We start from the raw sequence: 24769 nt of genomic DNA, 5'->3' as shown, positions 1-24769 counted from the left end.
CAGAAGCTACACTACACCTAAAATTAGTGGATGAGTTCAAACCCAAATTAAGTTGAGCCCTACCCACTCTTCCCGGGAACCAGCGGCTATTGATGCTCGCGCGAGACTGGTTAACGGGGTTCCCTGCTGTGGCTAGGAAGAGGGTTGCAGTTATCGGTGGAGGCGTGTCCGGCCTCATGGCGGCCTTGTGGGCATCTAGATACGGTTACGATGCCACTGTTTTCGAGGCTGATCTAGCCTCACCCACGGCTACCCGGCTATCGGCTGGTATTATAGACCCGACTGTCGATGTTTCCTTGGCCCCGTTTGCACTAGAGGCATTATCTATTTTGAGCAGCCTCGGCTTGGGCGTCGAGTCCCGGCTACTATGGGTTCATCGGCGGGGCTCTTGTAGAAGGCTTGAGAAGCTTCTCTCTGCCGCGGGGCTGGTGGAGCATAGTGTAGCTGGGGAGGACACCGTCGGGCTTGGTAGGTATAGAGTTGACCTCTCTCCTGGGGAGGAGATGCATATACTAAGGACTATGCTCGTTGACACTGGAACGCTGTATAGCCTTGTTTCTTCCTCTCCCGGCGTGGATATTGTGGAGGATAGAGTAGAATATGTGGGGTGCGGCTCGTTACGTCTGAGGAGAGGGGGCTACAGGGAGTTCGATGCCATCATAGTTGCTGCGGGGCCTTGGACGGGGTTCATTAGGGGGCTTGAAACCGTAGCTTCCATGCTCCGCATTTACAGGTGTGAAGCACTGATTATCAGGGCTGGCGGCGGCCCTCTCGCCGTTGTAGATGACGTACTCGACTTCTACATGTCTATACACACTTCTGGCGACGGTATTTTAGGTGATGGATGCTGTGCAGAGATAGAGAGCCCCAATGAAGGGTACAGGTACGACGGAGAGGTCCTGGAAGCCGTGTTAGGCAGGTCGATGAGAAGGCTGGAGGGGCTTGGTGATGCGGAGCTAGTTGCCCCGGTATCAGCTCCCTGCGCTGTAGGTAGAGACAGCTTCCCTGTTCTAGGAGGGCTCCCCAGCTGCAGCAGGATTCACCTGCTGGTGGGGCTAGACGGTGTGGGTGTTACACTAGCCCCCTCCCTGGCACGGCTGGTTTTAGAGTCGATAGCTACAGGCTCTAGAGACTACATCCCCACAGGTATGGCTGCGTGGCGCCGCATATCGCGTGGGAGGGGTGAGGTTAGGGAGCCTGTAGGTGAATGTTGAGAAGAGGCGTTTCCCACGCCAGCTATATCCCTTAGCATGCAGCGCAGAAGGCCTAGGGGGCTGATGCTAGGCTTGCCAGCCATAATCTCCTTATATCTGCCGCAGGTTTTCGCATTTAGCCTCGCCTCCTCAGCAGCACTCAGTAGTATATATGCTATTGACAATAGTATCGATGCTAGTAGGAAGTAGTGTTTAACCAGAGTCGCGCCAAGGAAGGCTGTTAAAGCGGCCGTATAGACTGGGTGACGTACGCACCTGTAAGGACCCTCAGCTACTATGCGATAATCCTTGCATCCTCCAGGCGCTGTGGGCCTCCACGGAGGCCTGCCCATAAACATGCCAGCCACTATATCGAGAATATCGTCCATAGTGTTGGAGAGCATGAGGATGGGGCTGAAGTATATGTAGGTGTATAGCAGCTCAGCTACTCCCAAACCGACTATGAAGCCGCCCACAACGGCGAGAGCCGGGTGCAGAGGGCCGGGGTGGAAACCTAAAACGCTAACCCAAATCCAGCGTGACACTAGAGCTAGTACAGCCAGAAACGCTAGTATCAGCAGTGTCATCACTCCCGCCTTGATTTCTCTCGAAACTGTCATCCCACCTACACCAACCAAAATATAAAATGTTACGACTTATAGAACGCTATAGACTATGGTAAAGAGTTGTGAGCCTATACGTGGTGATATCACCCACAGCTCGGGCCGACGGAATCTACCCCATCAGAGGCTACGCGGGGCCTAGCGGTAGGTTAGATGTTGTGGCCAGGGCTTATCTTGCGGTTCTGGAGTCGAATGCGGTCCTAGCGGCACTCCTCATGAGTGGGGCTCTCTCCCCCAGGCTTCTGATAGCCCCCGCGTCCTGTAGAGATAGGGTTAGGAGTGAGCGTTCATTCATGGTTGAAGCCTCGAGAGCTTTACGCGGTAGGCCTTCATGCTTCATCGTTGAAGATGGCGGTGTTGAAGCCTTGATATTTACGTTGAAGAAGTTTAAACCCCGTATACTGCTTTCCGAGAGGGGTAGAGATGTATCGTTGCACTTAGATGAGGTATGCAGCTCCACCCCAGCCTTCATAGCGGGATCGCATGTTGACCCGCCTCGGGAACTGCTGGAGCGTCTTGAGCGTAGTTTAGGAGGATTCATAAGGGTCTCAGTAGGTCCTTTGAGCCTACATACAGATCACGTCTTCCTACTACTCTCTGCCCTCCGCGCCCATTCATCCCCTACCTAGACAAGGCCTCGTTAACCACCTGGTCTAGAACACTTGCAACCTCACCTGGGTTTTTCCAACCCTCATCTTCAACCTTGACGTAGTAGAGTAGGACCCCGTTAGGGTCGACTATGTAGAACCCGGCTGTATGTACTACGAGGCCCGAGCTGCTGTCCAACTGAACGCTTATCCCGAGCTGCTTGTAAATAGTTTCTAACGCCTCCCTGTCCCCTCCAACCCATATCCACGGCGGGTTGAAGCCGAGCGATGCTGTCGCCTCCCTGATATATGCCTCCGCCTCCTCTAGGGTGCCCCTCCACGGGTCAACCTCTACAGTTACAAAGACGACGTTATCAATAGAGTTTTCCTGGGAAAGCTTTATCATGAGAGACTTCATTATCAGAGTCTCGTAGTGGCATACGTCTGGGCATCTAACGTACTGAGGCACTATAATGTTTACCTTCCCCTCTATAGGTACGGAAACCGTACCCTGGGTGCTAGGTATGGTGACGGGGAAGAGGCGCTGACCCACGCTATATACAGTAGCGTACTCCCCGCTACCTACATCGGCCTTCGGGTACAGACCAGTCACGGCTGTATATAGGCCAATGGACAAGCCGGATACTACAACAAGAAGTGAGACTAGCACAGCCCACTTGAAAGAGCCTATAGCATCTATAAGCGACCTCAGCTCGCTGGACCCCAATCGTTCACACCCAGACTATACGATCCGGATCTAGATCTAGAAGAATCGGCTCCCTAATATAATAACCTATAGGTTAAGCCCCTTTGCAATGCATGTTATTGAGCCTTCTAAAAAATCTTTAAAATATGGGGGGTATCAGTTGGAAAAGTCGTGCTATGATAAGAAGTATTATTAGGCCTGTTAACAGCACGCCAGCCGCTATAGTGCCCAGCGCATACCTGGAGACCATGTGCCACACCCCCAGGATCTAGCCTGGGAAGTATGGCGTGCACGTTAGGACACTCGTTACTGCCGAGATTATTAGTATCGCTATCAACACTGCACCGGATACTGTTATCCCTCTTATTATTATGGGCTCCTCCCTCAGGTGCTGGAAGAACAGGGCTATTAGCGCCGACTGGAAGAGCGCTACAGCTAGCACGAACACGAAGGGATTCCTGGCTATACCCTCCATTACCAGATATACCTCTGCAACCGCGCTACCAACCAGTACAGCCCACACCCCTAGGTATTTAGACGCCTCCTTGACGAGGTCCTCGAAACTGCTGGAAGCCACTCTACATACACCCCCTCACACTAGATAGTAGAGCGGGAACACTAGTGTCCATACTATCTCCACTATACCCCAGTATATGCCTATCGCCAGCACCTCGGATAGCGCTTGCCTACCCCTAAGGTTCCCGTTGAACAGTTTAACTAGAAGGTAGGTGGTGGCTAGCACCCCCAGTATAACGTGTAGTGCGTGTGCTCCTGTGGTCACGTAGTAGGCCTGGAGGTGGATGCCAGCGTTGAGGCCCAGCCCCTCCATCAGAAGTTCCTTCCACTCGAAGTACTTCACCGTGAGGAAGAAGACCGCCATGAAGAGGGTGCCCAGCAGGCCGGTGAGGGTTATCATGTAGCTGTCTCTCTTTACCCCGAGGTATGTTAGGGTGAAGAGCATTGTTCCCGTGAACAGTATTATAGTGTTTATGAGGCCTACGTTGACGTCATGGACCATATATCCTGGCGGCCACGCCTCGGTCAACACCTTTCCAACCGGGTTGAACCGGATGAAGAAGTATGCACTGAATATGCTGCCGAACGTAGCTACCTCGCTGGCTATGAACACCCACATAGCACTCCTTATCTTATCCTTCGGGAACGGCCAGTGCTCTACATAGCCCGGCAGCTCCTCGACAAACATGTTCTTAACATCCTTCCATAGCCACCTAGCGAGTGATACTAGGAACACTATGGCGCCCAGGTATGTTAATATCTTGCCCACGAAGAGCCCAAACAGAGTTAGAGTTAAACCTGCGGCCAGCACGAGGGGGTCTATAGTGCCGTGGTGCGACGCTCCGTGGCTGTGGTGGGCCTGGGCGCCGCTGAGTGGCACGCTGGAGACGTCTACGCTACCATTTACTATAGCGTCCTTGCCATACTTGGACAAGGCTTCCTCGCTGACGAATACAACCGTGTTGTCTCTCCTGACAACGGGGACGCCGTCGAAGTTGTGCTTTGGCGGTGGGGAGCCGGTGAACCACTCTAGCGTCCACGCATTCCACGGGTTCGGCATTGCGACTCTGCCTTTGACGAGCGAGTAGAGGAAGTTGGCCAGGCCTACAGCCATTGAGGTGCCGAATATGAATGCACCCACCGTCGATAGCTGGTTCAGAGGAATCCACTCTGGGACGTCGTATGTGAAGTACCTCCTCGGCATGTCCATGAGGGCGAACTGCGGGAGGAAGGTGAGGGCGACTCCGAGCATTGCCAGAGCGAAGTGTATCTTGCCCAGCCTCTCGCTGTAGCTCCTACCTGTTATCTTCGGCCACCAGTAGTAGAGACCCGCTATCAAGCCTAGGGTTACCGTCCCAACTAGTATGTAGTGGAAGTGTGCTACCACCCAGTATGTGCCTCTGAAGCCTCTGTCTATTGCTATGGATCCCAGGTAAACCCCGGTAGAACCGCCTATTATGAAGTTCAGCAGAGCCCCGACGGCGAAGAGCATGGGAACGGTGTAAATCAGCCTGCCCTTGTAGAGTGTGAATATGAACGACATCACCGCCATCTCGAAGGGTATCGATATCAGTATTGTGGTTATGCTGTAGAACAGTCTAGTGTAGATGTTTGTACCAGTTATGAACATGTGGTGCATCCACACTACGAAGCTTATTATGGTGGCTATGAGGAAGGCTGTGAGAATGTACCTCTTAGCATATATAGGTCTACCGCTGAAGGTAGATATCACATCAGCCATGGCGCCTAGAGCAGGGAACAGCAGTATATACACCTCTGGGTGGCCGAAGAACCAGAATAGGTGGTCCCATAGCAGGGCGCCTCCAGCAGGGTTGAGGAAGAACTCTGTCCCTAGGTTCCTGTCAAGAAGGAGTATAGCTCCTCCCACCATGAGCGGCGGGAAAGCCCATAGCATCAGTATTATGGTGAAGAGTATCGACCATGTGAACATCGGCATCTTAAACCACGTTACACCCGGAGCCCGCATAGTGGCTATCGTTACAAGGAAGTTAATCGTACCTAGAGTAACGCTTAAAGAGAACAGGAATATAGCCAGGGCGGCTAGGTCCAGCCCTATACCCGGCGTGTATATCCTGGCGGTTAGTGGGGCGTAGAGCGTCCAGCCCACGTTAGGTGCTCCAGACTCTGTGAAGAAGCTGGCTAGGATTACGAGGCCGCTGAGAAGGTAGAGCCAGTAGCTTAGAGCGTTGAGCCTCGGGAACGCCAGATCCCTAGCACCAATTTGCAGCGGCACTATGAAGTTGGCGAGCCCGAAGGCAAAGGGTGATGCGAACCAGAGAAGCATTATCAAACCGTGGACCGTTACAGCCTCATAATAGGCGTCGCCTGTTAGGAAGTTCGACTTTGGGATGGCTAGCTGAACTCTAAACAGGAGGGCTAGGCTTCCGGCTATTAGGAGGAATGCTATGCTTGTCACAAGGTAGAGGAGCCCTATATCCTTGTGGTCTGTAGTAGTGAGCCACTTATATATCCAGGCCAGGAAACCCCTTAACCTAGACAACACACATCACCCCCTACTTGTAATTCGATATTACACTATTCACATACTCTCTAAACACATCAGGACCAGAGTTATAAGCATTATAGAACTTGGTCTTGTCAACCACAATAACCTTGCCAACCATAAGGCTATGGCCTATACCACACAGCTCATAGCAGTAAGCATTATAAACTTTACCCGGCTCATCAGGAGTTTTAATCCACATACTATTCAGAATTCCGGGGATGGCGTCGATCTTGTTTTTGAACTCGGGTATGCCGAACGCATGGAACACGTCTCGGCTCGTAACCCTAAACTCTACAAGCGTGTCAGAGGGGACAACCAGGTAGTTTATAGTAGTTACAGTTTCACCGTCAACCGAATACTCAAACTGCCATCCAAACTGGAACCCCACAACCATTACCACAAGGGCATCCTCAACCGGAGGACTCTTCTCGAGATACAGTGTCTCGTCTATTGTGGTTACTATGAGGCCCATAACTATTAATCCGGTCACGAAGAGAAGGTACTTAGACTTACCGGAAACCGGGCTCTCAACCATAATCCTATATATCCTCCCCGCTGCGCTCTCTCCTCCACCAGTGGTCTGACCACTGCTCCTATACTTGAAGAGTGTGTAGATGAAGAACACTGTGACAGTGCCTGCAGCTAGTACACCTACTACCGTGAAGAGTAGGAATAGCCTCCACCATATAGCCTCGGTAGGGATAATATCCACAGGCAACTCCTGAGTCCTCCCCCTGCCCCAATTTAATCCGACATCCTTAATACTTGGTTCATACCCTACTGTAAGCCTCAAGTCTCAGAGACAGTATTTTACAATTTAAAATAACATTCGTATTGACACAGAGTTTTCCAAACTGTACAATCTGTACAGCAGGGTATTAGCAGGGTCCTCTAGAACCTCACCCCTAGAGGCCCCGTTTAAGATATTCTCTAAGCTTGTACCGCATGACCCAACAACCGTGTTAAATACGGTCTAGCCGCAGGGAATCGTACATCGGAGCCCTTATGTAGAGGGCCCTTCACTCTAGGTGTTGGCTCTTCATCCCTCTTCCAACGGGCTATTCTGACAAAGTCTCGACACTGTGGAGAGCACGCTCTAATAACACCACGCTCCCCAGGGGCGGAAGTTGACATCACACTCCCCGGGCTGAGTCAGTGCTGGAACGCATGGTCATCGCGTGGCCAGCTCCCATAGGTATGTTTATGAAGATAGAGCGTACAGGCTAATATCTTGTGCTCCCATTATCGACCTAGTCCTCCCTCTCCCCCTATTAAATGCACTGGGTTAGACGAGCACTGGTCGTTGCGTTTAAATTCGCCGGGAGCTAGATGATTTTTATTGAGTGTACCCCGGTCCCGTGCGAATAGACCCCGGAGCTCGGGGATAGATGTGCACGGGGCGGGTCACTCCCGGCCTTATCATATACGTGCATGTGAATCCCAGGGGATTATTCCCGGTGAAATTGCCCGTATCACCTGGAAGCCTCCCAGGCCTCTCTATAGCTAGAGGATGTATGAGGCTTTCGATTCAGGTAATAGGCTCCGACTGATAATAAACTGTTTAAAGGTGTAGAGGGTAGCGTGATAGGCTATATAATTGTTACTGGCACTGCCGGAGCCGGGAAAAGTAGCTTAGTAGGCGCTCTATCGGAGAAGCTGACTTCCCTCGGCGCTAGCGTTGCCACTCTTAACCTCGATCCCGCAGCCGAAAAGCTGCCCTACGATCCTTCTGTGGACGCTAGGGAGTATGTATCGATTGCAGAGTTCATGGATAAGGGTCTCGGCCCTAATGGAGCCCTTGTAGCAGCTGTCGACTCACTAATAAACCATGTCGTGGATATTAGGGAGGAGCTGGACTATTATGCCCCAGACTATATTATAGTGGATACTCCCGGCCAGCTTGAACTCTTTGCCTACAGGATAGGCGGCCCCCTAGTTCTTAAAGGTATACTTGGAGATTCGAACGCTGTTAACGTTTTCCTCATCGACTCGATATTCGTTGACAACGCAATAAGCTTGGTCTCAGCTCTGCTTCTCGCCAGCAGTGTCGCCGTGAGGCTAGGGCTCCCCCAGGTTAACGCAGTGTCAAAAGCAGACATGCTGTTGCCAGAGGTGCGAGAGGAAGTGATACCCAGACTGGGAGAGCCTGGTTTTCTCGAGTTTCTACTGGAGAAGGACAGGACTTACGAGGGCGCTGGTAAGATTCTTGCCGAGGAGCTCGCCAGAGCCATAGAAACGACAGGGTTCATAGGAGAGATTCTACAGACCTCGGTTCTCGAGCCAGAATCCATTTCTCTCCTCGCCGCTAAAACCCAGCAGATACTGGCTGGCGGTGACGACTACAAGATATACGATATCACAGGCCAGTAAACATGGCGTTAAAGAGCAACACCACCTCCTGCACCAAAGTCTGGTGTATTGTCCCAGCTCAGCCTGAAGGCTTACATGACTGAAATTAAGCTTTTAACCATTGGAACCTAGGTTAGTGAACACCGGGCCTAAACCTGGCCCAGGTGTTCCAAGTATTGGATCTCAAGGCCAGGTGATGCGTTAGTGCAAGGTAAGAGTATAGCCGAGTTTAAAAAGGAAGAAGAGGAGCTACTCAAGACTATTGAAGAGTTGAAAGAAGAGATTGTGAAGCTCAAGGAGGAGAGGAGAAAGCTCATAAATGAAGTGAAAGCTCTGAGGGAGGAGAGGAGGAGGGCTTCGAGAGAGAAGAGGGAGTATGTCGAGAGGCTCCGCAGCCTCAGGGAGGAGAGGAAGAAGATTCTTGATGAACTTGCCCAGCTTAAGGAGGAGAGGAAGAAGGCTAGGGACGAGCTAGTGATAAAGAGGGATCAGCTTAGGGTTCTTAGGAATCTCCTCGAGAAGGAGGGAGGTAGGCTGGCTAAAATAAGCCTCAAGAGGCTGCAGAAGAGGCTGCAGGAGCTTGAGATGATGCAGATGACCAGGGTTTTAAGGCCTGAGGAGGAGAAGAGGCTTGTAGAGGAGATTTCCAGGCTAGAGGAGCTTATAGAGAGGGTTAGGAAGGCTAAGGAGCAGGCCCTCTCAGTTATGGAGCTACAGGCCGAGGTTAAAGCGCTTGTTATCAAGCTTAAAGACCTTAACAGAAGGATAGAAGAGCTGAGGCAGCAGGCGGGCTCTGTTAAGGAGGAGCTGGCGACGCTCAGCAGCAAGATAGAAGAGTATAATGAGAGGATAAAGAAGCTTAGCGACGAGATAGACAAGAGGAGCACGAGGATAGATGAGCTGTCAAAGGATATAGACAACCTGTACTCAAAGTACAGGGAGGTCATGACCAGGCTAAAAGATATTAGAATAGCCATGGCTAGAGGCATGGAGCTCAGCGAGGTAGAAAAGAGGAGAGACGAGGTTAAGAAGAAGCTAGAGCGCGGCGAACCTCTAACCCTAGAGGAGCTGAAGCTCATCTACGGCTTCTACGAGTAGCACGCAAGGAGGAACTGTCTTAAACCGAGGTCAACACTCTTCACCGAGCCTTGGAAAAATCTGTTTCTCAGTAGGTTAGGTTAGAGGCTAGGAGTCTAAGGACTGGACTGTTGTTCTTGGCTCATGTATAATGCGTAACAGGGAGAAATTGAGAGTTATGAGATAGTTTAAACGTTGTTTCCAGTTTCGTGATGATACTAACAAGCTTCTCTCACAGTTCCTTCTTTCCGCCTGCTTCAGCGGCTCTACTGTTTCTTGGATTCTTCCAGCAGAACTGCGTTGACAACACCATCCTGGCCTGGCCTACTGGTTACCACGGCTTTACCTAGTGTCGTGTCTATTACTGCTCCCTTCACTATTATACCCCTGCGGGCGTATTCCCTGTGCGCAGGAGTCTCTACTATCCTGAGTATCCTTGCTTTCTTCGCCTCTCCGGTCTTTGGGTTTGATACTACGGCGAAGGCGACTCTTTTGGCCCTAATCTTATAGTTACCACCCCTTACTCTAAGGAGCTTTCTCTCTTCTTCAGCTGCCGATAAGGTGGTGTGTGTTGGAGGCCTGCCAGCAGCATATTTCCGCTTCACTTTATAGTAGTAGCGTCTCTTACCTCCTGAAGGCTTCTTCCTGTCACGCCACTGATAGATACCCACCTGCTATTCACCCTGCTATTGGGTGAACTCGTAAAGGAGCCTTATATAGCTCCAAGACTGTTGCATTCCACCTTTGCTCCAGCCTGGGAAGCTATCTCCTCCACGGTAGCTATCCTCTCATAGCCCATTAGCCTGGGTATTAAGGCCATTATGACGGCATGCTCGGTCAGCTCCTGCCTCGTTATAGCGCCCCGTGTTGCGACACCAACAAACCCCACCGTCTCCCCCAGACCCCCACGCCGCTCAATATTAACAGCCCTCTCCATCTCAACACCCTTCAACATTAAATCCAGCACCCTCTCCTCCACCTCGAAGGACGGGCTAATGCCTATTGTAACGCGGCAATCTCTATCGACGACGGCGGCCACCTGGGTTTCAACATATCCACCGGAGGAGGGGAATTCTATAGGCCCCGCCTCTACACCTACTCCAAAATGGGAGCCTGCCTTAGCGGCCGCTCTAACCGCCCTAGCTAGCGCGCCGCCCACAACCCCTGCAACGCCCGAAGGCTGCGGCCCCACACCACTTTCAACTCTAACCATCACCACACTAGCATTGTAAAACCTAGAGAAAGCTCTCTTCACAGCACGATACTTAACCGGGTTACCAGTGCCTACAGCAACAGCAACTTCCATAGCCTCCCACCTTCACCATGGTAGGGTGGCTGGATGGAAGACATAAAACAGGCGAAACCGGGGGGCATGCGAGTGCATGACAGTAGCAACTCGTCCCTACCGCCTCTCTAGGATAGAGCTGGTGTTTCTACAGTGTATATAGGCTGTGAGCGGAATACGCCCGGTATAGCATCTGATTTCTCTCAGGACTTGCAGGAGAAAGAACCTACTCTAAAGCCGTAGGCCTGTTGATACTGGAAGAGCGTTATACTCGGTGTCTTTTATATATAAGTTTAATCGGAATGTAAAATATTAAGAAGACACATTTATACCAACAAAAAATCTCTATACATAGACTATTATCGCGACATTATCTATCAAAAACCTATAGTGTTTCCTTATGTTGGATTCTTTGAGCTCCAGCATGCTAGCTATCTTCTTCTGGCTGACGTCGTAGTTGAGCAGCCTGGCTGCAAGGTAGACGGCAGCGGCTGCCAGTGCAGCAGATTTTTTACCGTGGAAAGTTTTAATGTTGGCCCCGCTACCCGCTTTAAGCGAGACTCTAACAAATTCGAGAGCTATCCTCTTAACCTCGGGGTCTAAGCCCAGGTTAGAGACTAGCCTGTTTATAAATTCCTCTATCCTCCTCATCTTGGTGGAGGAGCCCCGGAAGCGAGCCTTAACTATAGACTTCCTAACAAGATTCTTAACCACTTCCGTCTCCGACATCTGGAGTATGGCTTTCTGAACACTCTCTATCTCGACGCCCGCAGCCTTCGCCACCTCGCCGATGCTAATAGGTATTCCATGTATCTCTACCGCCTTGGCTATGGATGCCGCTACATACTGCTCAACCCTCCCCGGCCTCCTGGAGACCGAGTCGAGATAGCTTCTTAGAATGAGGGCGGCAGTCTCGTGCACGCTAGCCGGGATCTTAAGTATCTCCACCAGCTCCTTCAGTTTTTGAAGTGCGGTTATAGTCGGAACCTCCGACCTTGATATGCTGCTCGTAGCATACTTCGAGGTCCTCAGCCCCCTCTTCAAGGGGTTCCTGGCGGAGCTATAGTCGCTCATCCTAGCACCTATGTTCATATCGTGCGTCTTGAACGATACGGGAGTCGCTGTCTCGGGTGTTGAAGAATGCCTAGGCACCACCATATACTCGGCAAAACTATTTTCCTTCAAAACCTCCCCAGTATCGAGACAAACCCACTCGCCCTCGGGAGTTACTATGACGTTTTCGCACGAACCATGCATTTTAACCACCCCAGGTGGAGAGATGCCAAGCCCTCATGCACGAGGCACACCGCCCGGAGGACTCGGCGCTGTAGCCCAGTAGCTAGGTGTTGGGAAGGGGGATTGTATCCCTCCTACTTCCCCGCCTTTCCCTTCTTGAAACCTCTACCCCTCTTTGAACCCCGTCTTGGAGGGCGAGGACCTCCTTTCATCGGCCGTTTCTTAATGGGAACAAGCATCACAAGCTCCACTCCCGGGCCGAGCTTCTCAATAACCTCCCTATTTCTAGCCCTGACCACTATATAAGGGGAGTTTACAGGGCCTATGACGTCTGAGACGTAGCCCACCTCACCGTCTCCAGCCAAAACCACTTGAAACCTACCACGGGGCGGGTCTCTCCTCACCCTCTCGCTAGGCTCTACCACTATATGCCCCGTCCTCACTATAGCCCTCACAACGCCTAGAGGCACTCTCCTATATTCTACACGCCTTCTCCCCGTACCCCCTCTAGTTCTACGACGCTGCTTTCCGCGGTCCGCCATATCCAAACCCTCCGGGCGGTTGCCTACTCTAGGCCAACGTCCTTGCAGCATTCTATCGTATTACAGGGCCGCGGTTTATAGAAGCTATAACACCAGTTTCCCACGGGAAAAAATTAAATCCTGAAACCCCCGAAGGCGGGAGGCGGGGGAGTTTTAGCCTGCTTCGGCCGCTTCAGCCTCTTCTCCCCCCTTTTCAACACGTGTTGGCAGACCCCTCTCGATCCTGACCCTGGCCGTTCTCGCTAGCTCTCTAACAACGTCCGTCTTTGTGACCACCCCTAGTACGCGCCCATCCCTGTCGACGACGGGCACACCGTCTACATTGTACTTTTCCATAATCTCTATAGCCTTTACAGCATCGTCGTCAGGCCTTACATACACGCCCCTGAGCTCTGTAGTAACATCGAGTACTATGAGAGGCAGTACCTTAACGTACCTCCCCCGCCTGGCGGACCCCCTGACAAGCTTTCTCACCCAGATTAGCCTCCTAGACTTCCTACCCATAGCGTCTTCATATGCAACGAAGGGGAGCCTGTTAGCGGACACCACGCCTATAACTTCTCTGCCGTCGTATACTGCCAGGGCGTCGAGGTAGAAGTTGTGCATCTTGTTTACAGCGTGGTACAGGCTATGGTGCGGATGCACTATTCCGATGCGGCCAGGCGTCATAATGTTCTCTACCTTCGACCGCCCTATCATCAGCCTCCTATACGCCTCTACTAGGTCGTCTTTTGTTATGAAGCCTATAGGCCTGCCGTCCTCGTCCTCCACAATGGCTACTTCGCTTCTCGAGGAGACCATTTTCAGGGCTACCTCCTCTATACTCGCGTCGGGCTTTACTCTCTCCACATTGGTGTCCATCACGAAATCTATGAAGAACTTGTCGTAAACCCTCCTCCTCCAAAGCGGGCCTCTCAGGCCAATGGCCTTAAGCATGCTCCACTTAGACACAACTCCCTTTATGTTACCATCCTCGTCTACCACAAGTACGTAGTTAGACCTGTACCTGAGCATTACCCTCCTGGCGTGCTCGATGCTATCGTTCACTGTTATCGCTGGTAGCTCGCTTCTCGCTATGTCTGCAGCGGTGACCCCAGCTATCTCAACTGGCTGCGGCCTCTCAACCATTACTTGCTGCAGAACCTTCTCCGTGCTAACGTATGCTATCCTCTCCTCAGGCTTGACCTCTATCGGTACGACAGGCTTGGCTACAGGCTTTGCCCTGCCCGGCTTGGCGCCCTCGATGTAGGCCCTCGCCACGTCGAATATAGTGACCACGCCTAAGACGCGGCCCTCCTTCTCATCTATCACCGGCAGTACTGTATACTCGTGTTCGGCCATAACGTCAGCAACATATTCTATGGGGGTTTCAGGCGTGGCCACAGGCACACCTCTCAACATTATCCTCCTAACCTTTGCCACAGTCTTCAACCCGCGCTCGCTCTCCCTATGGAAGAACCATCTGCTGGTTGACACAAACTCGCGGGGGGTCACAACTCCCCATGGAACAGGATCCTCCCTACTCCTCACGACAACCTTACCCGGCATCCTCCTATACACTAGATCGCTCCAAACCCTGTCAACCCTCTCTCCAGGCTCTACCAGATAGCGATCTAAATCCTCAACAGTCATAACCTCGGCTACAGTCTCGGCTACAGGCTTGAAGCCAGCCCTTCTAAGAGCCCTTACTATATCCGCTATGGTCACGACACCGACAAGCCTAGGGTTCTCCTTAGACTCTAGGATGGGCAGTGCGTAGACCCTCTCCTCAACCATCCTCCTATAGATATCGGCTATATCTTCGTCCCTGTAGGCCACAGGGTGGTCGAGTGCAACATCCTTAGCACGCAGGTGTGAGTAGTGGCTTGTCACCTGTATAACCTCGTTCCACGTGATATACCCGGCTACCTTCTCGCTCTTTTCGCTCTCAACCACTACAGCTATCGGCTCCTCCTCACTCCTCATCCTAGCCCTAACATACGTTACCGGGTCGTTGGGGTACACTACAACCTTAGGCTTCCTGGCTATCTCCCAAGCCTTCAACTCAACAGCCCCAGTAGACCTTAAAATTAATGTAAAGTAATTAAACAGTTGGCTAGTCAGGCCGAAAGAACGTCTAAAGAGTGTTTTGAATGCTATAAACCTATCTAGACCGTTCATCTAGTTCGCATTGCAAAAAGGAAATATCATCTAGAGATAAGCGCCGCTCCCTATCCCTCCCACTCCACGAGAATCTCAGGAATTATGTGGGAACTAAGATTTATAGAGTTTCACGTTTTAAATTAATCTAGTAATGGTGAGTCAAGGATCTCCAGAGCGCATAGGCGAGGTGCTTAACAGATAATGGTTAGAAACGTCGAGGTTTACGAGAAGCGCGCCCTAGAGCTTATAAAACAGACGGAAGGTATATTGCAGAGCGAGCTCTGGAAGCTCCTTGGCCTAGATAGCCGTGAAGGCTCGCGGATAGTCCTTCGTCTAGCAAGGAAGGGTATAATCCGTAGGGAGCAGGTTGTCATAAACGGTAGGAAAACGTATAGGCTCTACCCAGCAGAGCCCACAGATAGGAAGCAGCTAAACATTATTGTGGACATAGGGTCGATACTCGATATACCATGTGTTGTATGCCCATATATAGACGAGTGTGGCGAGGGAGGCTTCTACAGCCCCGAGAGCTGCCGCCTTATAGACGAGTGGGTCCACGGCAAGTAGGCTGCCCAATCTACCTTGAGCTGAGTTTCACAACAGCCTCTCGCACTTCCTCCCAGGGGGCATCAGTCCTCACCCCCTCGCCAGAGAAATGAGTGGCAGCTGCCCTATATCCTCTCTCCCTCAGAAACTCTATTACCAAGCTCTTCTTTGGCGTGTTTACCCTGGCTTTAGACGCTAGGCTGGTCAGCGACACGTATATATTCCCTCGGGAGAGCGGTGTTTCTCCCAGCAGAATTTCTAGGAGCCTCTCCACTCTTGCACGCGTTCCGAGCCACCCCGACTTTCCCGCTATATCGAGCATTGCCTCTATAAATGACTTGTCGCCCAAGCTCCCAATCCACGCAGGCTCTCCCGCAACTATATACTGCCCGCCGCACACCTCCCGGGGATCGCTGCTATGAGGCACTGCAATAGCCACGCCAGCCTCGGAGCAGTAGACTACTTTTCCAATACTCTCCTCCAGCATGGCGTCAGACCGCTTTGCACCGCGCTCCACAGAGACATACACCCGGTAGTAGTGGTCTGCATAGTATGCGACCAGAGGCTTCACAGCTTTGTCGTGTGATGCAGCGACCCTAGCCAAATATCCTAGAAGAACCCTTAGCCCCGTCTCCTTGGAAAGAGGCGTTTTTGACACGCCCCTGAGCATGTACCTCCTAACAGCGGCCCTCGCCTTTCGGCCCTCAAGCACGGCTAGATCAGTAGCGGTCACCGCCACCACGCTGCCTTTACCCGAGAGGGCTAGGGCTGCGTCTAGGAAGGGCGCTGGAGACCCGTAGGGGTCTATATCTATCAGCGACACTGGTGTGGGCCTCTCCCTAGAGAGGTGGAACATCAGGCTGTTGGAGTCTCTGTTGAAGATTGTGTAGGAGCCTGGCTCCAGGCCGTTCGCTCTTGCGTTGAGAGCTGAGAGCCTAGCTGCCTTAGGGTTTATATCATTCATTATAACATGCCCCAAACCGGCCTCCAGAGCGTACCTTACACCTCTCACGCCAACGCCTGAGTGGGCGTCTAACGCCACCCCCGACCTAGTCATAAGTCCTAGCGATCTCAGGGCAATGGCTACTATGATGCTCACATCCCTGTTAAACTCCATTGCCGGGTTATAGAAGACCTCAAGCCACGCTGGCTCTAGCCTGCCGGAGACTATAGCGGACTCCGGGCTAGGCATATATACTATAGCCTTGCCCTCCAGAGTCGCTGCAAGCCTCGCTGGAGAGTGCATCAGCAATCTCACCCGCCAACCCGGTTAGGTATCCTCTATTCCCCTCGTCTAACCAGACTATACAGCCCCTCTCTAACAGCTTATACAATCCAGGGTCTAGACTCCTGAGCCTCCTGTGGAAGACTGTTACCACCGGCTTCCCCGACCTGAGGACCTCGACAAGCGCCTCCCTAAACCCGGGCACCGCTAGCTCCATAGGACCCACCTCGTCGACAACTATGACGTCAGCAGAAGCAAGGGCAGCGCGGAGGGAGCTATACATTACCCTCCATGCCTCTTCAACTAGTACAACATACCTCCCATGCCTAGCACGCCTCCCCCCAGGCGCTACAAGCCTCTCGTCGGCTACAGCCAGATAAGCCTCCTCCCCGCTGGCTATGTCAACTATCTTAAACGCGACACGCCTGCCCCCTCTCCTCACCTCCGGAGCAGTAAAACCCCCTAGCCTGCACCCCCTGCCCCGCAAAGCCTCAGCAAGCCTCTCAACAAATGTACTCTTACCAGAGCCAGGCGGCCCGGTAATATGAAGAGACCTCCTCGACTTGACGCAGCCCAAAACCCGGTTAAACTCCCCTCTTGACTGCAATGCCACACAGCCCCTCCAACCAAGATCTGGCGTGGAAACGCATGAAGCATAAAACAGTCTTGCCAGGTCTGTAGAAGGTTTGGCAGGCGAGCAGCCGGTAGGCCTCTCTAAGGAGGTTTAAGATCTGGGGGCACAGAAACATTAGATTATAGTTTTCTCTGTCGGGCTATCTCTTTTTTATGGCTCAGGTAGAGTTTATATGCATCTCTGCCTAGCATTGTCTTGAAGGAGGTCCCGCGGGGCGATGGGAGCCGTGCTCCAAGCCCCGGCGGGGATAGCCTAGATGGGAGTCCCGTGCCGCTGGGCTCCACCGCCCCCCATGACCCCATGCCCCAGTGAAAAGAGGTGGTGTGTGCGAGGCGGGAACCGAGGAAAACTGTGTCACAACGACACGCAAAGATACAGATTGATACGTGTTAGAGGAAGCGGTTGAGAGCCTCCCTGTATTGCCGATCTACGGCACCGCCTCTAGTCCTCTTCTATTCTCCCCTTACTAACTTCATTCAAGAACTCTTTCACATCCTTCACTATAGCGTTTGCGTGGTCAAGATCCTTCACAAGTCTCTTCTCCTCGTCCGTCACCACGGCGTAGAGGCTGCTGGAGAGTATGTTCCCCATCTTAGCCCCCTTCATTATCCTGCTTATCATCCTCTCCCTGCCCTCCCGGCTCCGCTTCACTACTATCATAATCCTGCTCCCCACACCCTCGTCCCTGCTCCTGCCCGCTACCAGGTCAACCACAGTCCTCTTAGCGTGGGAGACTCTGAAGCCCAGCTCAAGCAGCTTTTCGCCAACTATAGCCTCCTCTGGCCTATCAAAGTCCCTCTTCGACACGGGCTTCCTGGGGCTGACGAGAATATCTATGGGCTCCAGTATTTCCTCTCCAAGTATGTCAACAAGCTTCTCCGCCTTCTCTACGGAAGGGGCCATAACACCCCTCTCATACTCGTATATACTCTTCCTGGAAGTCTTGAGAATGTATGCCAGGTGGCCCAGGCTTAGTCCTTTCTCCAGCCTCTTCTCCCTGAGTTTTTCGCTGCTTATGCTTACGGTATAGATGTCCTTGTACCTGGTTACATAGACCTCCTCCCTACCCGATATAAAGTTCTCGAAAGTCTCCAGGTTTACCATATTTACCCCGTACCTGTCGTAGACAACACTGGTCAGCAGTTCTTCGCCGGCCATCTTCTCAGCAATTATTACGGCCGACACGCCTAGGCTGTTGGCGACCGCCGACAGCTCCTCCACCTCCTTCTTAGATATAAGCGACGCATCGTATATCGCCTTAACAAGTACAACCCTGGAGCCGGGGAGGCTGGCTATCAAATCTATACTACGCCTCGTCGGGCTGCTGGGGTAGTCTATGACCACGAGTCTCTCAGCGTACCTGTAGAGTGTCGCTATAACCCTGTAAAGATAGTCCTCGAAATCCCCTGGAAGACCCTGCACCATCAGCTGCCCCCCGGCTTGGAGCTTAGCTCTCTAACCCGCCAACACAATCTATCCCATCTGCTTCCATATATTAATGATTCGTTATCCAGGAATATTTAAATAGACTAGAGGAGACTCTACTGGGGGCAGAAGTTTGAGCCTGCCAGGCGTTGAGGAGTATGCACGCTGCCTAGAAAGCCTATCTTCATACTCCAGGGAGCCACCTTTAAAAGGAGGATACTTCGAGAAATCGGGGGGTGTTATACTGGCTAGGCTCAACAGCGGGGAGGAGGTTGTGGTAGTAGGGGATATACACGGCGACTACAATACATTCAACACTATAGTGGAACACTCGCTGAAAACACTAGAAGGCGGGGGGTATATGTTCCTCCTAGGCGACTACATAGACCGGGGCACGCCGGAGGGCCAAGTTCTAACGCTCTACAGGCTCTGCAAACTCACAGAGACGTTCCCAGGACAAGTTATCATGCTCAGGGGCAATCACGAGCCGCCCCAAGGGCTAGAGCCTATGCCGCACGACTACCCCCTAGCACTTCACAGGTTATACGGAGACCATGGCCGGGAGCTTTACAGGCTGTCGCGGAGACTTTTCGACAGCCTGCCCCACGCGGTGCTTGTCGAGGATACCGTTCTCATGGTACACGGCGGCCCGCCTACTATCAATCTGGAGAAAGCATCCAGCGACCCGGCACTCTACCTCGGCTCCAACGGGGATCCAGAGGTGGTAGCTGAGATACTATGGAACGACCCGGCCGAACTCGACATACTTAGGGCTCCAAACCCGCGCGGGGTAGGCAGCCTATGGGGGCCGCCGGTGACGAGGCATGTTACAAGAGCGTTGAAGGTGAAACGTATAGTCAGGGGCCACGAGCCCGCCATGAGAGGCTACAAGCTAAACCACGGTGGAGCCGTTTTAACACTGTTTTCTAGACTAGGCGCCCCCTACTTCAACAGTCAGGCTGCATTCATGAAATGCAAGCTAGAATACATAGCCCTGGATGACCCAGAGGAGCTTTTGGATAGATGTATAGTAACCCTAGAGCCTGACCACTGGGAATACGCTGCTCGCCCAGGATAGACGCGCCAGCCCCATAGGTAATCATTATTGCATGAACATAGCCTAGGATTCCATTAGGCTCCCTTGCAAGGCTATATTATAGAGTGTGTAGATTAGATGCTTTGCTAACCGCCTTCTCTACCCCATACTATTCGTAAAAATCAAGGCGGGGCATCCATACTTCTGGGCCAGCATGTTGAGCCTGCTGCATGCCTTGCACATTAAAACTTGGAGCTTCCCCATTAATTCTTTATCGCTCCCCTGCTCCTCATTCTTCTCGTGTGCCTCCACGAGGAGGGAGGCCGCCTCCCGCACTATTTCATAGACCTCCTTGTCCCTGATTATCTTGTCAACGAACTTCTCCCCCCTCTTGCCGGATATATAGTAGGACACTGCGGCTGGCGTGGCCCCTAGCATTTTAGCCACACTGTATTTACTCATCTTATACTCTTCAACGAGGATCTTGGCTATGCTCGCGCGTATCGATGGGAATATGTTCTTCGCCGCGTACTCGCATGGAAGCTCTATTCTCTGCTGCATACCTCACCATCCCGCCTAGGAATACCAATACCCCTAGCTTTAACCCATGTTTAAGAGAGGTCCCAGAGTCATTATAAATTCTTGCCTATATACTAGGTCTCTCGTTCTCCGCTAGATCCTCCTATCGCCACACAGGCTCTTTCCACTTTGGGAGACAGGGATTTTTACTATATCAAAAGATAAGTTCTTTAGGTATAAGTATGGCTTGATTAGGACTTGGTTGTAAAACTTTGAGGAGGAAGATGGGAGATGGCTAGGTATTACGTGCTCGATCTGTCGGAAGACTTCAGGCGGGAGCTGAGGGAGACTCTTGCAGAGATGGTGAACCCCGTAGAGGTTCACCTTTTCCTATCTAAGGGAGGCTGCGAGACCTGCGACGACACGCTCCGCCTCTTGAAGGCTTTCGAGGAGGAAGCCCCTACGAGGGATGGTGAGAAGCTGCTGAAGCTTAACATCTACTATAAGGAGAGTGATGGGGAAAAGTTCTCTGAGTTCAAGGTTGAGAGGGTGCCGACTGTAGCCTTCCTGGGGGGCGAGGTCAGGTGGACGGGCATACCTGCCGGCGAGGAGATAAGGGCTCTGGTGGAGGTTATAATGAGGATCAGCGAGGACGAGTCTGGGCTTGAAGACACTACTAAGGAGGCTTTGAAAGGCCTTAAGGGGAGGGTTCATATAGAAACCATTATAACGCCGAGCTGCCCCTACTGCCCCTATGCAGTGCTCCTCGCCCACATGTTCGCATATGAGGCGTGGAAGCAGGGCAACCCCGTCATACTATCTGAGGCTGTCGAGGCCTACGAGAACCCCGATATAGCCGACAAGTATGGTGTTATGAGCGTGCCCAGCATAGCTATCAACGGCTACCTAGTGTTCGTCGGCGTACCATATGAGGAGGACTTCCTAGAGTATGTGAAGAGCGCGGCTGAGGGGAGACTGACTGTTAGAGGCCCTATAAGGGCTGGGGAAGCGGAGGAACTATAGAACACGCCCTTTACACCCTACACACACATATATAGCCCTACACACCCGCTTTATGCAGCTGAGCAGTCCCCCCTACCCGCCTCCTCGCCCGTCAGGAGGCGTTAGTTATAGCTAAAAATATCATGCAATAGCCCGCCTAGCTCTGGGAAGACGTTTGCAACGCTAATGTTAACCAGTGTTTCGGCCCTTCTTCTCTATCATCCTTAGCAGCAATCCCCCGCCCGCGTAGATCTTCGCCTTCATGCAGCCGCATTCGGCAACTGGTAAGCTTATCCTCGGCCCCCCCGGCATCTCGGTGGCCCCTAGCAGCGTCTCAACCTGCACCAACTTACTCTTGAAGGGGGGGTTTAGATAGACTGTGCCACTACCGATCCCCCCGACTGCGGCGGCCTTAAGCTCAACCACCTGGCCGTCCACTCTGGTTAGGTAGGCGAAGCTCTTGACCGAGTAGAAGTTCCCTATACTGGCTGGGGCCCTCTCAAGCAGCCTGTAGCTGTAGAGCAGCTCCATCAGAGCCTTGACGCCCATCTCAACACCTCCCCCCACTATTGCGAAGACGCCCCTAGAATGGACCTCGAGCCGCCCGGGCCCTAGGCTCACCCTCGCCCCCCCAGGGGAGGCTATGGAGACTTCGAGCCCGGGGCCTGAGATGTTGAGGACGTTGCCGACGTACTCCCCGCCTGGAACGGGCTTCTCAAAAGCTAGGCCGTAGAGCATGCCGGCCTTGTACGACGCTACAGGTGTTCGGAGGGAGACCCCAGCGCTATCACCATGAGGTATTATTACTATGCTATCGCCAGCGGCTATGAGGGCGGCCTCTCCGGAGCTGCCCAGGGTTAGAGAGCCTATCCGGAACGCGCGGTTGATAGTCAACAGCGCGCCGCCAACCTCCACCGACCTCCCAATGCCTAGACTAGACCTGGCGCACCTCAGAGAGGCCTCGCTGGAGGAGGCTGGCTGCAAGGTTGGGGGGCTATACGGGCCGAACTCCGTCTCTACGCATCCAGACAAGCCCGCGGGTACTGGAGTGACGGTTCTCCAGGAGAATGGGTTGAAAACCGCGTTTTCTAAGAATCCGTCCCGCCCCGCCTCAAAGCTCTCCAAGCCCTCAGGGGGCTCTAGCCGGGTGTAGCTCCCTACAAAGGAGCTGGGGGGCTCTCCCACGTACTCCGCCGCCAGCCCCTCGCCGTACTCGTAGGGGCCGCACGCCAGCTTCACGCCGCAAGGGGGCTTCGGCCCCTTCAGGTCGATAAGCAGGGGGGCCGAGCCGGGTGTTGAGTAGATCTGTGGGCCGCTGCGCCGGAGGACCTCGCCCCCCCGGGGGGCCAGCAAGCCGTCAAAACACAATGGCAAGTATACCACCGAGGTCCTCCGGCCTCAGCCTCTTCACAGTTATTATAGTGTCGCCGTCCACCTCGTCCACCGAGGCTCCAGCATCCTCCAGAGCCTCGAGACGGGAGCCCCCTATAGAGCCCCTGACGAATATGTGCACCTTCCCAATAGAGCCGTCGCTACTCAGGTAGACGGAAACCTTGGCTGGCTGGGGGGCTGCTCTTATACCCCTCACCACCTCCCTCCTAGCTACACCCCCCGTGAGGGTGGCATAGCTCTCGCTGGAGACGAACACCGTAAACCCCATGCCTTTAAGCATGGAGGCCACAGACCTACAGGCTCCCCCGCACGTGTGTGAGACCAACCCACAACACACCCCGCGACTTCAGCCGGGTAAGTAGTCCTCACAGCAGTGCTCGGTCCGGGAGTAAATCATCACCACACCCCTATAATCCCATCCTACGCTCTTGAGGCCCAATAGTTTTACCCTTCGAGGCTTAAAGCATGATCCACGGGCGGATGACGATACTTGCCCCCACCTGAGCTGTTGTGAAGAGATTACCGCGGACTACAGACGCCCTCCGGCTGGTAGCCTAGCCGCGTCTCCTCTTGCCCGGGCCTATTTTCCTGAGCTCTGTGGCCACCGCCTTTATTACTCCGCTCTTACTAACGCCCTCGGGGGCCAGGACGACGATCCTCCGCCTCACCCTCCACCAGAGCCTCGGATAGCTAGACTCTTCTACAACAGCCTCGAACCCCGCTCTCCTTGCGGCCTCCGCAACGTCCTCGGGCCTCGGCGAAGGCACACCCATGTCACGCGGTACACGTCGGCCAAGACGCCGTGGGAGCGTCGAGTCGAAGTACGCTGGCCACAGGATTATCCTCTTCCCAGAGCCGCCGCCGGGGTCGTCGCCCCCGTCTTTTCCACGCCGGAAAACCATTTTAGACACCCCCTTTCCCGCTGGGCTACAAGGCTCTGTAGGCCATATGTGGGTTTTACCCTGGGGTGTCATTAAGCCGCTACTCCCTGGCGTCCTTGAGGGCTCTTGATATGAGCTCCGTCAGGCTGGCCAGCCCTGTCCCAACTATTATGTATTGTATGAAGCGGGAGCTGCCTACGGCGTCTATAATGTTGGATATCACCGGCTGGCCCGACTCTAGCACGAGCCGTAGGGAGGAGCCTAGGTCGTAGAATGCGAGGGCTGTGAAGCCCAGCATGCTTAGCATGGCTATGTTCTTCGAGATATCCACCCTACCTTCCGTGGCCCCCACTATTATGCGTGATATTATAATGTACATCATGACGCCCGCCATCGCGAGGGGTATGGTGTATGTTAGGAACGATACTATAGCTGAGGTAGCACCCTCGCTCACATAGCTTATGTACGCCAGCGAGACGCCGAGCAGGAGGAGGAGGGTCATCACCGCTAGACCCCCGAGCCTTATATGGGGCGCCTCTCTCAGCTCCTCGACGAAGCTTTGGAGCGAGGTCCTCACCGTGTCGTCGAGCTTGAAACCGTATATGACCATGGCAAGCCCGACTATGAGGAGGGAGATCTTGAGGGCCAGGGAGAAGAAGCCGGCCAGCATTAGGAGTGCAGCCACACTTATAACCAGGCCCGGCACGCCCAGGACGAGGGTGGAGTAGTGGGGGTCTGTGACGGCCTTCCTCAAATACCTTGCTATCAACATGTAGTTTGACTCTATGCCTAGGTGCTGCGAGACTATAACACTCTCTATACCGGCCACCCTCCCCACATCCCTGAGTATGTGGCTGGCCACCGCCTCCTCACCGCCGTCACCCACTATGTAGATGTCGACGTTGGGGCCCAGCTCGGACACTATACCCTCTACCCTCTCCCTGAGCCTCCTCTGAGCCTCGACCCCCAGCCTCCTGCTCCCCCCCACGACAGCTATCTCCACATCACCATAGTTCTCCTTAAGCTTCCTGTAGAGTCTAAGGCCGGCGAACATGGTGTTTGCGTCGGCGTCGTCAGGCCTCTCCATAGCGAACCTAACCGCAGCCTCTAGAACTCTGTTGTACCCTACTAAAACGCTCTCCCCGAGGGTCTCACCCACATCGTCGTCCAGATCGACGACGAGCACCAGAGCTCGGCGAGCCCTCTCACCAGTCTCAACAGCCCTCTGCTCCCCTCCAGACACGGTCCTAGACAACCCGCCTGTTAACCCCGCTTCTGCCCTCTCCACTAGATTATTATAGTGTCCCGGGTAAGAGGTTTATCCTA

The 24769-nt window shown here is 53.2% G+C and carries 25 protein-coding genes; 7 read left to right on the top strand and 18 right to left on the bottom strand.

What is annotated here, in order from left to right:
* Window positions 1-92 precede the first annotated feature (92 nt).
* Entirely contained in the window at window positions 93-1214 is a 1122-nt protein-coding gene (locus ACAM_RS02900) for an NAD(P)/FAD-dependent oxidoreductase (RefSeq protein WP_338029094.1), read from the top strand.
* On the opposite strand, the gene ACAM_RS02895 is transcribed toward ACAM_RS02900, so the two are convergent.
* Window positions 1133-1813, bottom strand: a complete 681-nt coding sequence (locus ACAM_RS02895; protein ID WP_022541307.1) for a methyltransferase family protein — start codon at window positions 1811-1813, stop codon at window positions 1133-1135. The genes ACAM_RS02900 and ACAM_RS02895 overlap by 82 nt on opposite strands.
* A gap of 68 nt (window positions 1814-1881) precedes the next feature.
* Between ACAM_RS02895 and ACAM_RS02890 the strand changes: the two genes are divergently transcribed.
* Window positions 1882-2445 carry a hypothetical protein gene (locus ACAM_RS02890; RefSeq protein ID WP_022541306.1) on the top strand — a complete coding sequence of 188 codons (564 nt, stop codon included), beginning with the start codon at window positions 1882-1884 and terminating at the stop codon, window positions 2443-2445.
* Here the strand turns inward: ACAM_RS02890 and ACAM_RS02885 are convergent.
* The 4 genes from ACAM_RS02885 to coxB all read right to left on the bottom strand — a co-directional run bounded on the left by ACAM_RS02885 (window position 2438) and on the right by coxB (window position 6864).
* Window positions 2438-3130 (bottom strand): SCO family protein, encoded by a 693-nt coding sequence (locus ACAM_RS02885; protein ID WP_022541305.1) that lies wholly within the window; start codon window positions 3128-3130, stop codon window positions 2438-2440. The genes ACAM_RS02890 and ACAM_RS02885 overlap by 8 nt on opposite strands.
* Window positions 3131-3377: 247 nt before the next feature.
* Window positions 3378-3686: a cytochrome C oxidase subunit IV family protein gene (locus ACAM_RS02880; protein WP_022541304.1), complete on the bottom strand. Its 309-nt coding sequence runs from the start codon at window positions 3684-3686 to the stop codon at window positions 3378-3380.
* Window positions 3687-3701: 15 nt separating this feature from the next.
* A complete protein-coding gene (locus ACAM_RS02875) occupies window positions 3702-6146 on the bottom strand; it encodes a cbb3-type cytochrome c oxidase subunit I (protein ID WP_158318587.1) in 2445 nt (814 codons plus the stop codon).
* Window positions 6147-6159: 13 nt separating this feature from the next.
* Window positions 6160-6864, bottom strand: a complete 705-nt coding sequence (gene coxB / locus ACAM_RS02870; RefSeq protein WP_232502320.1) for a cytochrome c oxidase subunit II — start codon at window positions 6862-6864, stop codon at window positions 6160-6162.
* Window positions 6865-7733: 869 nt separating this feature from the next.
* Here coxB and ACAM_RS02865 point away from each other — a divergent pair.
* Both ACAM_RS02865 and ACAM_RS02860 read left to right on the top strand, forming a co-directional pair.
* Window positions 7734-8522 carry an ATP/GTP-binding protein gene (locus ACAM_RS02865; protein WP_022541301.1) on the top strand — a complete coding sequence of 263 codons (789 nt, stop codon included), beginning with the start codon at window positions 7734-7736 and terminating at the stop codon, window positions 8520-8522.
* Window positions 8523-8705: 183 nt separating this feature from the next.
* Window positions 8706-9599 (top strand): coiled-coil protein, encoded by an 894-nt coding sequence (locus ACAM_RS02860; RefSeq protein ID WP_022541300.1) that lies wholly within the window; start codon window positions 8706-8708, stop codon window positions 9597-9599.
* 245 nt (window positions 9600-9844) lie between these two features.
* Here the strand turns inward: ACAM_RS02860 and ACAM_RS02855 are convergent, their stop codons facing one another.
* The 5 genes from ACAM_RS02855 to ACAM_RS02835 all read right to left on the bottom strand — a co-directional run bounded on the left by ACAM_RS02855 (window position 9845) and on the right by ACAM_RS02835 (window position 14684).
* Window positions 9845-10249 carry a 30S ribosomal protein S8e gene (locus ACAM_RS02855; protein WP_022541299.1) on the bottom strand — a complete coding sequence of 135 codons (405 nt, stop codon included), beginning with the start codon at window positions 10247-10249 and terminating at the stop codon, window positions 9845-9847.
* Between the two features lie 41 nt (window positions 10250-10290).
* Complete coding sequence (locus tag ACAM_RS02850) at window positions 10291-10884, bottom strand: inosine/xanthosine triphosphatase (RefSeq protein ID WP_022541298.1); 594 nt, start codon at window positions 10882-10884, stop codon at window positions 10291-10293.
* A gap of 324 nt (window positions 10885-11208) precedes the next feature.
* Entirely contained in the window at window positions 11209-12120 is a 912-nt protein-coding gene (locus ACAM_RS02845) for a transcription initiation factor IIB family protein (RefSeq protein WP_022541297.1), read from the bottom strand.
* Window positions 12121-12233: 113 nt separating this feature from the next.
* Window positions 12234-12641, bottom strand: a complete 408-nt coding sequence (locus ACAM_RS02840; protein WP_148706368.1) for an H/ACA ribonucleoprotein complex subunit GAR1 — start codon at window positions 12639-12641, stop codon at window positions 12234-12236.
* Window positions 12642-12794: 153 nt separating this feature from the next.
* On the bottom strand, window positions 12795-14684 hold the full coding sequence (locus ACAM_RS02835; RefSeq protein WP_022541295.1) for a CBS domain-containing protein: 1890 nt from the start codon (window positions 14682-14684) through the stop codon (window positions 12795-12797).
* Between the two features lie 300 nt (window positions 14685-14984).
* Here ACAM_RS02835 and ACAM_RS02830 point away from each other — a divergent pair, with 300 nt between their 5' ends.
* Window positions 14985-15350: a helix-turn-helix transcriptional regulator gene (locus tag ACAM_RS02830; protein WP_022541294.1), complete on the top strand. Its 366-nt coding sequence runs from the start codon at window positions 14985-14987 to the stop codon at window positions 15348-15350.
* A 10-nt stretch (window positions 15351-15360) separates the two neighbouring features.
* Here the strand turns inward: ACAM_RS02830 and ACAM_RS02825 are convergent, their stop codons facing one another.
* From ACAM_RS02825 to ACAM_RS02815, 3 genes are all read right to left on the bottom strand, one after another.
* Window positions 15361-16575 carry a tRNA (guanine(10)-N(2))-dimethyltransferase gene (locus tag ACAM_RS02825; RefSeq protein WP_082398227.1) on the bottom strand — a complete coding sequence of 405 codons (1215 nt, stop codon included), beginning with the start codon at window positions 16573-16575 and terminating at the stop codon, window positions 15361-15363.
* A complete protein-coding gene (locus ACAM_RS02820; protein WP_158318586.1) occupies window positions 16514-17167 on the bottom strand; it encodes a nucleoside-triphosphatase in 654 nt (217 codons plus the stop codon). The genes ACAM_RS02825 and ACAM_RS02820 overlap by 62 nt, the downstream gene beginning before the upstream one ends.
* A gap of 462 nt (window positions 17168-17629) precedes the next feature.
* Window positions 17630-18613, bottom strand: a complete 984-nt coding sequence (locus ACAM_RS02815; protein ID WP_022541291.1) for a transcriptional regulator — start codon at window positions 18611-18613, stop codon at window positions 17630-17632.
* 133 nt (window positions 18614-18746) lie between these two features.
* Between ACAM_RS02815 and ACAM_RS02810 the strand changes: the two genes are divergently transcribed.
* Window positions 18747-19691, top strand: a complete 945-nt coding sequence (locus ACAM_RS02810) for a metallophosphoesterase family protein (RefSeq protein ID WP_022541290.1) — start codon at window positions 18747-18749, stop codon at window positions 19689-19691.
* Between the two features lie 117 nt (window positions 19692-19808).
* Here ACAM_RS02810 and ACAM_RS02805 read toward each other — a convergent pair whose 3' ends face one another.
* Entirely contained in the window at window positions 19809-20210 is a 402-nt protein-coding gene (locus ACAM_RS02805) for a transcriptional regulator (RefSeq protein WP_022541289.1), read from the bottom strand.
* Window positions 20211-20459: 249 nt separating this feature from the next.
* Between ACAM_RS02805 and pdo the strand changes: the two genes are divergently transcribed.
* On the top strand, window positions 20460-21191 hold the full coding sequence (pdo, locus tag ACAM_RS02800; protein WP_022541288.1) for a protein disulfide oxidoreductase: 732 nt from the start codon (window positions 20460-20462) through the stop codon (window positions 21189-21191).
* 168 nt (window positions 21192-21359) lie between these two features.
* Here the strand turns inward: pdo and ACAM_RS02795 are convergent, their stop codons facing one another.
* From ACAM_RS02795 to ACAM_RS02780, 4 genes are all read right to left on the bottom strand, one after another.
* Window positions 21360-22544 (bottom strand): hypothetical protein, encoded by a 1185-nt coding sequence (locus ACAM_RS02795; protein ID WP_022541287.1) that lies wholly within the window; start codon window positions 22542-22544, stop codon window positions 21360-21362.
* A complete protein-coding gene (locus ACAM_RS02790) occupies window positions 22528-22887 on the bottom strand; it encodes a hypothetical protein (RefSeq protein WP_062661926.1) in 360 nt (119 codons plus the stop codon). The genes ACAM_RS02795 and ACAM_RS02790 overlap by 17 nt, the downstream gene beginning before the upstream one ends.
* A 229-nt stretch (window positions 22888-23116) precedes the next feature.
* Window positions 23117-23464, bottom strand: a complete 348-nt coding sequence (locus ACAM_RS02785; protein WP_022541285.1) for a signal recognition particle subunit SRP19/SEC65 family protein — start codon at window positions 23462-23464, stop codon at window positions 23117-23119.
* Window positions 23465-23543: 79 nt separating this feature from the next.
* Entirely contained in the window at window positions 23544-24698 is a 1155-nt protein-coding gene (locus ACAM_RS02780) for a DUF373 family protein (RefSeq protein ID WP_022541284.1), read from the bottom strand.
* Between the last annotated feature and the right edge of the window lie 71 nt (window positions 24699-24769).

It is taken from the genome of Aeropyrum camini SY1 = JCM 12091 (genome assembly GCF_000591035.1).
Taxonomy (GTDB): domain Archaea; phylum Thermoproteota; class Thermoprotei_A; order Sulfolobales; family Acidilobaceae; genus Aeropyrum; species Aeropyrum camini.
This window is presented reverse-complemented; position numbering and strand designations above follow the sequence as displayed.

What these genes read in the sequence shown, in the direction of transcription:
- ACAM_RS02900 (WP_338029094.1), top strand. Translation starts at nt 93, where the DNA reads ATGCTCGCGCGAGACTGGTTAACGGGGTTCCCTGCTGTGGCTAGGAAG.
- ACAM_RS02895 (WP_022541307.1), bottom strand. Translation starts at nt 1,813, where the DNA reads ATGACAGTTTCGAGAGAAATCAAGGCGGGAGTGATGACACTGCTGATA.
- ACAM_RS02850 (WP_022541298.1), bottom strand. Translation starts at nt 10,884, where the DNA reads ATGGAAGTTGCTGTTGCTGTAGGCACTGGTAACCCGGTTAAGTATCGT.
- ACAM_RS02845 (WP_022541297.1), bottom strand. Translation starts at nt 12,120, where the DNA reads ATGCATGGTTCGTGCGAAAACGTCATAGTAACTCCCGAGGGCGAGTGG.
- ACAM_RS02840 (WP_148706368.1), bottom strand. Translation starts at nt 12,641, where the DNA reads ATGGCGGACCGCGGAAAGCAGCGTCGTAGAACTAGAGGGGGTACGGGG.
- ACAM_RS02830 (WP_022541294.1), top strand. Translation starts at nt 14,985, where the DNA reads ATGGTTAGAAACGTCGAGGTTTACGAGAAGCGCGCCCTAGAGCTTATA.
- ACAM_RS02825 (WP_082398227.1), bottom strand. Translation starts at nt 16,575, where the DNA reads ATGCACTCTCCAGCGAGGCTTGCAGCGACTCTGGAGGGCAAGGCTATA.
- ACAM_RS02815 (WP_022541291.1), bottom strand. Translation starts at nt 18,613, where the DNA reads ATGGTGCAGGGTCTTCCAGGGGATTTCGAGGACTATCTTTACAGGGTT.
- ACAM_RS02805 (WP_022541289.1), bottom strand. Translation starts at nt 20,210, where the DNA reads ATGCAGCAGAGAATAGAGCTTCCATGCGAGTACGCGGCGAAGAACATA.
- pdo (WP_022541288.1), top strand. Translation starts at nt 20,460, where the DNA reads ATGGCTAGGTATTACGTGCTCGATCTGTCGGAAGACTTCAGGCGGGAG.
- ACAM_RS02785 (WP_022541285.1), bottom strand. Translation starts at nt 23,464, where the DNA reads ATGGTTTTCCGGCGTGGAAAAGACGGGGGCGACGACCCCGGCGGCGGC.